The following is an 8603-nucleotide window of genomic DNA, read 5'->3' on the forward strand; positions in this document are numbered from 1 at the left end:
TAAACGGGGGATTAGTATATGTGCTGATCTGCTATTGCTAACTGTGGCATTCTGGGGTGGTTATTGGGTGCGGCTGGATGCCAATATTCCATTGCAGAGTGCACTGCACTGGCAAATGCTGGCGTTGTTACTACCGATAACCATCGTAATTTTTATGCGGTTAGGGCTGTATCGCGCAGTATTGCGCTATGTCGGTTTCAAGGTGTTGTGGACTGTGTCACTCGGTGTTCTCCTTTCCACCATGTCTTTGGTCATGCTGGCGTTTTTTATGGAAGTTCCACTTCCCAGAACGGTTTCGGTTATCTATTTTGCATTTTCAGTGTTGCTGATCGGTGGTGTGCGACTGTTTTTCCGGGCGCTGGTACAGCGTAGTGGTCAGCAACGTGTTGCGGTGCTGATTTACGGTGCTGGCTCTTCTGGGCGCCAGTTACAACTGGCGTTGAATCAAGGGCAGGAGTATCTGCCGGTGGCGTTTGTTGATGATGATCCCGCTTTGGTTAAAACCGTGATCCAGGGGGTGAACGTTTACAGTACGGACGCTATCGAAGCATTGATCGAGCGTTTTGATATTAAAAAGATCTTGTTGGCCATACCGAGTGCTTCGCGTAGTGTCAGGCAAGCGGTAATCAATAGGCTGGAACAGTGTCCATGTGAGGTTCTCTCTATTCCTGGTATGGCAGATCTGGTTGAGGGGAATGCTCATATCGATGAGCTTAAAGAGGTCAGCATTGAGGATTTGTTGGGGCGTGATGCTGTTGCACCGATCCCTGAACTGATCAATGCCAATATATCTGGCAAACGGGTGATGGTGACGGGAGCGGGTGGTTCCATCGGTTCTGAATTATGCCGCCAGATAATCCGTTGCAAACCTGCGCGATTGGCGTTGTTTGAGCTGTCTGAATATGGCTTATATGCCATTGATAAAGAGCTGCAAGAAATCAGCCGGCAAGAAGGGTTGCAGGTTGAGATAGTGCCATTACTAGGGTCGGTTCAGCGGCAACATCGCGTGCAAGCAGTGATGAGTACCTTCAAAATCCAGACTGTTTACCATGCTGCCGCTTACAAGCATGTCCCGCTGGTTGAATACAACGTTGTTGAAGGGGTGCGCAATAATGTTTTTGGTACCCTTTACTGTGCTCAGGCCGCTATCAGGGCCAAGGTTGAAACCTTTGTGCTGATTTCAACTGATAAGGCGGTGCGGCCCACTAATACCATGGGCACCACCAAACGATTGGCCGAACTGGTATTGCAATCGTTGGCTGCCGCGCAACGGCAAACCCGTTTTTGCATGGTGCGTTTTGGTAATGTCCTGGGCTCTTCGGGTTCTGTGGTACCGTTGTTTCGCAAGCAAATTCGCGATGGTGGCCCCTTGACCTTGACTCACCCTGACATCATTCGTTATTTCATGACCATTCCTGAGGCATCACAATTGGTGATCCAGGCGGGAGCTATGGGGCAGGGAGGGGATGTGTTTGTGTTGGACATGGGTGAGCCGGTCAAGATCATTGATTTGGCGCATCGGATGATCCGCTTGAGTGGCCTGAAGCTCAAGAGCGAACAACATCCCACTGGGGATATCGAGGTAAAGATCACTGGCTTGCGACCTGGCGAGAAGTTGTTTGAAGAGCTGTTAATTGGTGAACAGGTTGAGGGCACTGCCCATCCCCGGATCATGAAAGCCTCAGAGTCGATGTTGCCATGGCCACAACTGCGTGCGTTTTTGGCTGAGCTCGATGATGCGTGTTTCCGTTTTGATCATGAGCAGATCCGTAGCCTGCTATTAAGTATGCCGACAGGCTTTAATCCCACCGATGGGATCTGCGATCTGGTGTGGCAGGCAAAAAATACTTTACCGCATGAACCGAGCCTAAGTGTGGTCGAGGACATTGATTTTCTTAATTCAGAGAGTCATCAGCCAATGTATTAAACGGTGTGTTTTATGGAATGCCCACCGTTTGCATGAATGACGGAGCCGATAGATGGACAGAGGGACCGTATGTGGAGCATCATTAGCATGTTTGTGTCGAAGCAACTCTAGGTGCAATGCTCTGTCAGAGCGTAGCCTTCAAGCATGTCTTGTCAGTCGGTCTTATATCGCAGAAATGCTCGCTTAAATATGTTGAAAATTCTCGTTACGGGTGGAGCCGGCTTTATCGGCTCTGCCGTGGTGCGCCATATCATTCGTGATACTCAGGATGCCGTTATTAATCTCAATAAACTCACCTATGCCGGCAATCTGGAATCCCTAGCCGATGTATCGACAAGCGAGCGTTATGCGTTTGAGCAGGTGGATATCTGCAACCGCGCCGAGCTGGATCGGGTATTTGCCCTGCACCAGCAAGATGAACATCAAGCTGAATTGGTAACCGCAAGAAAATTTCGAATCGGGGATTCGCAAAATCGTGCAGTGGTATCTGGATAACCAGCAGTGGGTCAGCAACGTCAAGAGCGGTGCCTACCAGTCCTGGATTGAGCAGCACTATTCCGCGATTGAACAAAACGATGGGGAGCGTGCCTGATGCATATTCTGCTGTTTGGCAAAAACGGCCAGGTAGGCTGGGAGCTGCAACGCGCACTGGAGCCGCTCGGGCGTATCACTGCCGTTGATTTTGACTCCAGCGACTATTGCGGTGATTTCAGCAATCCGGCAGGGGTGGCCGAAACGGTACGTCTGGTCAAGCCGGACGTGATTGTCAACGCCGCAGCCCACACCGCAGTCGACAAGGCCGAAAGCGAGCGGGAGTTTGCCGAGCTGCTCAACGCGACCAGCGTGGCAGCGATAGCCAAAGAAGCGGAAGTATTGGGGGCCTGGTTGGTGCATTACTCCACCGATTATGTGTTCGATGGCAGCGGTGAGTGCCCCTGGGTGGAAACCGATGCAACCGCCCCGCTCAACGTCTATGGCGAAACCAAGCTGGCGGGTGAGCAAGGGGCCGCGCTTTGTTCCCGTCACCTGATCTTCCGCACCAGCTGGGTTTACGCCGCTCGGGGTGCCAACTTTGCCAAGACCATGCTGCGCTTTGGCAAAGAGCGTAGCGAGATGTCAGTGATCAATGACCAGTTCGGCGCTCCGACCGGTGCCGAGTTGCTGGCCGATTGCACTGCCCATGCGATTCGCGTGGCGCAGTGCAAACCCGAGGTCGCCGGGCTGTACCATCTGATTGCCTCCGGTACCACAACCTGGTTTGACTACGCCCAGCTGGTGTTTGCCAAAGCCAGAGAGGTGGGCGTTGAACTGGCGGTGACACAACTCAATGCAGTGCCGACCAGCGCCTTCCCGACTCCGGCCAAACGCCCCCATAACTCCCGCCTTGATAACGGTAAATTCCAGCGCACTTTTGATCTGGTGCTGCCTGACTGGACCGTCGGTGTGGAGCGGATGTTGACCGAGATCCTCGGTAAGTAAATTACTGGCTAGGCCCCCCGGAGTCAGGATTGTTGCCGTTTGCCCTGAACAATAAACATGTGATGAGTGGTGGTGAATGAAGGGGGCGATTGGTTAGTCTGGAAAATATCAGTGAGGGGTTGAATCCACCTCATTGATGTGAATAATCAACCGCAAGGTGTTTTAAATTTTGGTGATGTGTTAATGAGATTTAAGGCTACAAAATTAGCAGACGTGATGATATTGATGCCAGAAATATTTTCTGATCATCGTGGTTATTTTCGTGAGTCTTTTCGCCAGGAAGAGTTTGAACATTATTGTGGGCATTATTCTTTTGTTCAGGATAATTTGAGCCGTTCAGTAGGGGGGACCTTGCGAGGATTGCATTACCAATGTTCACATCCTCAAGGTAAATTAATACAGGTGATCAGTGGCCAAATTTTTGATGTGGCAGTAGATATTCGCCCTGCATCATCGACCTATGGTCGTTGGGTGGGCCATATACTGGATGCAGTGCGAGGTGAACTTATGTGGATCCCTCCCGGTTTTGCCCATGGCTTTTATGTGTTAAGCGAGACTGCAGATGTTTTTTATAAATGTACAGATTATTATCATCCCAATGATGAAGTCGTAATTCGATGGGATAGTCCTGATTTGGCGGTTCAGTGGCCATTATCTGATACGCGCCCCTTATTGCTATCGGATAAAGATCGCCTGGCCCCCTGCTTTGTTGCGGTACTTTAAGAGTGCTCCAGTTGTAACATTTTTAATAGCTATAACAAGAGAAAGATATGAGCGATAAAACGCCAGTTATTCCAAATCAGTTAGTACATATACCTGCATCAGACGAGATCGATCTGCGAGAGCTGCTGCTGGTGCTGTGGCGTCAAAAAATATTGATATTATTGGTAACCGGTGCGTTTGCTGTTGCGGGTATTTTTTACGCCATGACTGCGCGTCAGGTATGGACTAGTCAGGCTGTCATTTCTGAACCGTCAGTGCCCCAAGTGGCGGCCTTACAGCTAGCTGTAGATAAATTAAAAGCAATCATGTCAGGTTCGTCTTTGACGACTCCTGATTTTTCATCGCTTGAGCGACCCGCTATTTACCAGAGCTTTATCTCAGCTTTTAATAGTATGAATAATAAGAGGGCTTTTTTGACGCAAGAAGGTGTCTATGCAGCAGAAATAGAGAAACTTGATATCTCTGATAAGCGCGACGGACGTGCGATAATGAGCAAGTTAGCTGAGTCTGTATCAGCCAAGATTCAGGATAAAACCAGTCAAGAGATGACGTTGAGTTTTTCTGCTGAAACGCCTGAACTTGCTCTTCAGCGATTAGAAAATTATATAGACTTTGTCCAGCAGCAGCAACTCAAAAGCAAAAATGCAGAGTTACAATCCATATGGCAAAACAGAATAAAAACGCTGACTGCACAATATGACAGTGCTAAAGTTGAAACTTTACTGAAAAAGCAGGAGGAGCTTCAGCGGGTTGGATATAGTTTGCGTATTAGTAAGGCAGCTGGTGTAGATCAGCCTCTTGAGCGAATTGATAGCCAAGAGGTTTTCAATATTCAATTAGGGACGAAAGGCCTAGCTGAAAAATTTAAAATATTGAATGAGATTAAAGATCCTGAGCTGCTTAACCCTGAATTAGGAAAAATTCGTCTGCAATTAAGTAGTCTAAAAGCATTGAAACTTACAAATGCTGATTTTCAGTCATTTAATATGATCGATTCGCCGGAGGAACCGTTTACCCGTGATAAGCCCAAGCGCCCACTAATTGTTATACTGGCTACTCTGCTGGGGGGCATGTTAGGCGTTACGATTGTGCTGGTACGGCATGCCTTTCATCGATCAGAAGAGGCGTGATGTTTTTGTTTGAGCATCGAGTTTGAATGCTATTCATTTGGATATGACTTCGTTAGTGCTTAATGCTACCATGCCGCCGTTTTTGCTCATGGTTATCATGGTATTTATTTTTATGGGTATTGGGTGGAATAACTAAAATGAAACAAAAGGGATTGCTTCTCTCACTGGCTTTGATGGGTTTGCCAGTTATGGCTGCACCACAAATCACGCCTGAGATGATGGCAAAATTTAAACAATTATCTCCTGCCCAGCAGCAGGCACTGGCTGCTCAGTATGGTATCGACCCATCCCAATTGGGAGGAAGTAACAAGCAAAGCAGTGTTACTCCGGTTAATACTGCGCCTGTTGCTGCTCCACGTGAAGTGGATTACAGCCAAGAGTCTCAGCGGCCTTTGGTCGCTGGTGTAGTGCAAGAGGGGGCATTACAGCCTTTTGGTTATAGCGTTTTTGCCGGGGAACCTCTGACAGATGCGCCCGTGGTGGATATGCCGGTTGCAGACGATTATGTGATGGGGCCGGGTGATGAAATCCGGGTTCAGCTCTACGGCAAGGAGAATGCGAGTTATTCCTTGGCGATTGGCCGTGAGGGCTTTATCGACTTCCCCTCCCTTGGCCCGATTGCCGCCAGTGGCCAGACCTTCCAGCAACTACGCACTGAACTGGAAAACCGGATCAAAGAGCAAAAAATTGGAGTAGAGGCGTTTATCAGTTTTGGCGCTCTGCGCACTATGCAGGTTTTTGTGATGGGTGATGCCTATCGCCCCGGTGCTTACAACGTCAATGCGATGGCTACCGTGACCCAGGCTCTGCAGGCTGCGGGTGGTATAGATACTGTGGGGTCGCTGCGCAAGATCCAGGTCAAGCGTGCAGGGCAAAAAGTGATCGATGTCGACCTCTACAAAATGTTGGTCTGGGGCGATACCAGCCAGGATATCCGTCTGCGCTCCGGTGATACGGTGTTTATCCCTGCTAAAGGCAGTGAAGTGAGTATCGATGGTTTGGTTAAACGCCCGGCTATTTATGAATTGAGTGGTCCCGCAGCCCTGGTTAATGTGCTTGGGATTGCGGGCGGCATAAAGGCTGCTGCACTTAAAGAGGTTTCGGTGACCCGTTATGGTGAAACCGGGATGCGGGTATTTAACCTGAACTTGTCAAATCAGCATGATCGTCAGTTTGTTGTGCGTGATGGCGACAAAGTCACGGTCAAGCCGAGCAGCACCGAATATAGCCAGGCGATTGTGGTAAAAGGTGCCGTAGTTCGTGAAGGTGTCTTCAGCTTTCAGCCGGGAATGCGGATCAGTCGTGTGTTGCAAAATGCCGACCGCGATCTGACATCGGTCACTGACCTGAATTATGCCCTGGTCGTGCGTGAGGTGGATGCGCAACGTAATATCGAGGTGCTGCAATTCAATCTGGGACGTGTGCTGGAAATGCCGGGCGGGGAAGATGACATTCGTTTGCAGCCGCGGGATCAGGTGCTTATTTTCAGCAATGATGCAACCGATCGACTGAAGCAGCTGGCGAGCACTCAGAGCTCGTCGACCAGTATTGATAATCAGGCTAACCAACGCCTTGAGCAACAAGTCAACGCTGTAGACGACAGTACAGGTGCCGATGTTAGTCGTGCTCAACTGGCTAAAGAAGATAAGATGACTTTGGCTAGTGTGTCTAATACGACCAAGACTGGGGCGTTAGTTGGTGCCTCTCGTCAAGCTTTGCTCTCTCCGGTTATTGAACGTTTGAAAGCTCAAGCAGCACAAGGTAAACCGGTACAGATTGCTGAAGTGCGTGGTGAGGTTAAATATCCGGGGATTTATCCCTTAACGCCTTATAGTCGAACCCATGATTTGATCATGGCTGCTGGCGGGTTTAACGAACAGGCGAATGTGATTGAGTTATCTCGCGTGAGTGAGCGAGGGAATGATATTGCAATTGAAAATCAGCGTCTGGATTTGGCAACTGCAAATCGGGTGATCGGTTCGCCATTGGTGCAATCAAAAGACAGTTTGAACGTATTGCCTCATCCTCAGTGGCGTGAAGAAGCAACTGTACAGGTGTTTGGTGAAGTGAAGTATCCGGGAACTTATACGGTTCGTCGTGGAGAAAGTTTGCATGATTTGATCCAGCGTGTTGGTGGTATAACCCCCTACGCCAATCCGAATGGTGCTGTCTTTGCCCGTGAAGCGCTGCGTAAACAGGAAGCAGAACGAATCGTGTTGCTGCGTGATGAGCTAAAGCAAGAGATCGCGACGATGACACTGCGTCGTCAATCCAGTATCGCTAACTACAACAGCTCGCCTGCAGAGGCGATGACGGTAGTAAATCAGCTGGAAAACAGCAAGGCTGTCGGTCGCATGACCATCGATATGCCGGCGGTTTTGTCTGGAGATAAGCAGGCTGACGTGATGCTGCAAGATGGCGACAAGCTTTATGTGCCTGCGTTACAAAATGTGGTCTCTATTCAGGGGATGGTGCAATTCCCCTCCTCACATGTTTACGACGGTAACCTGAGTGTTAATGATTACTTGAGCCGTGCCGGGGGAACCAAAAAACAGGCTGATACCGACCGTATCTACGTGATCAAAGCAAATGGTAGTGTGATGCTGCCTGGTGATAGCTGGTTTGGTAGCCGCAAAGGCCTGGAGCCAGGGGATACCATCGTGGTACCAGTGGATTCTGATTATCTGGATAACCTGAGTATCATGACCTCTGCAACACAGGTCCTCTATCAACTGGGTGTCGCGTGGAGTGCAATCAAGTAATTGCATCGTTTATTTGGTCACCCATTCAGTCAGGTGGTGAAGGTCACCTGACTCTTCTGAGATCTGGTTTGTTATGGCACAAGTAAAAGAATATCCTCCTTTAACCTTGGCAATGAACGGAGGGAAGGAAGATGAAATCGATTTGCGTGAATTATTCGCGGCGCTTTGGCGTGGTAAGTGGTGGGTAGTCGCCAGTACCTTGGTTGGTGCGGTTATTGCTGTCATTTTTGCACTCTCACTGCCAAATATTTATCGTTCAGAGGCTTTGCTTGCCCCATCTACGGAGCAGCAAGGGGGTGGACTTGCTGCTATGGCTGCCCAATTTGGCGGTCTTGCTAGCTTGGCTGGTGTCAATCTCAGTGGTGGCGGTGGTCAGGACAAGACGGCTATTGCGGTCGAAATTGGGAAATCCCGTCAATTCTTAAGTCACTTTATCCGCCAACATCAGTTGGAAGTGCCGTTGATGGCTGTTACCAAAACAGACAAGGCGACCGGTGAATTGGTGATTGATGAAGATGTCTACGATGTCGCCGGCAAAAAGTGGGTGCGTGAAATGCCTCTTGGCAAGTCCGTGGAACCAAC

Annotated in this window: 6 protein-coding genes and 1 pseudogene; all 7 read left to right on the top strand. The window is 49.4% G+C overall.

Annotation, left to right across the window (positions count from 1 at the left end; translation table 11 throughout):
• On the top strand, positions 1-1927 hold a 1927-nt coding region (locus tag AACS18_RS21070; RefSeq protein ID WP_108613222.1), incomplete at its 5' end, for a polysaccharide biosynthesis protein.
• A gap of 192 nt (positions 1928-2119) precedes the next feature.
• Positions 2120-2344, top strand: a pseudogene (locus AACS18_RS21075) (NAD-dependent epimerase/dehydratase family protein); the annotation flags it as partial.
• A 174-nt stretch (positions 2345-2518) separates the two neighbouring features.
• Positions 2519-3406 (top strand): dTDP-4-dehydrorhamnose reductase, encoded by an 888-nt coding sequence (rfbD, locus tag AACS18_RS21080; protein WP_108613223.1) that lies wholly within the window; start codon positions 2519-2521, stop codon positions 3404-3406.
• Positions 3407-3589: 183 nt separating this feature from the next.
• Positions 3590-4129, top strand: coding sequence for a dTDP-4-dehydrorhamnose 3,5-epimerase (gene rfbC / locus AACS18_RS21085; protein WP_108613224.1), 540 nt, complete (start codon positions 3590-3592; stop codon positions 4127-4129).
• A 47-nt stretch (positions 4130-4176) separates the two neighbouring features.
• On the top strand, positions 4177-5259 hold the full coding sequence (locus tag AACS18_RS21090; protein ID WP_108613225.1) for an LPS O-antigen chain length determinant protein WzzB: 1083 nt from the start codon (positions 4177-4179) through the stop codon (positions 5257-5259).
• Positions 5260-5396: 137 nt separating this feature from the next.
• Complete coding sequence (locus tag AACS18_RS21095) at positions 5397-8021, top strand: SLBB domain-containing protein (protein WP_181363350.1); 2625 nt, start codon at positions 5397-5399, stop codon at positions 8019-8021.
• 73 nt (positions 8022-8094) lie between these two features.
• On the top strand, positions 8095-8603 hold a 509-nt coding region (locus tag AACS18_RS21100; RefSeq protein ID WP_258228786.1), incomplete at its 3' end, for a Wzz/FepE/Etk N-terminal domain-containing protein.

Source organism: Aeromonas sp. HMWF015, from assembly GCF_963878965.1.
GTDB classification, from domain to species: Bacteria; Pseudomonadota; Gammaproteobacteria; order Enterobacterales; family Aeromonadaceae; genus Aeromonas; species Aeromonas veronii.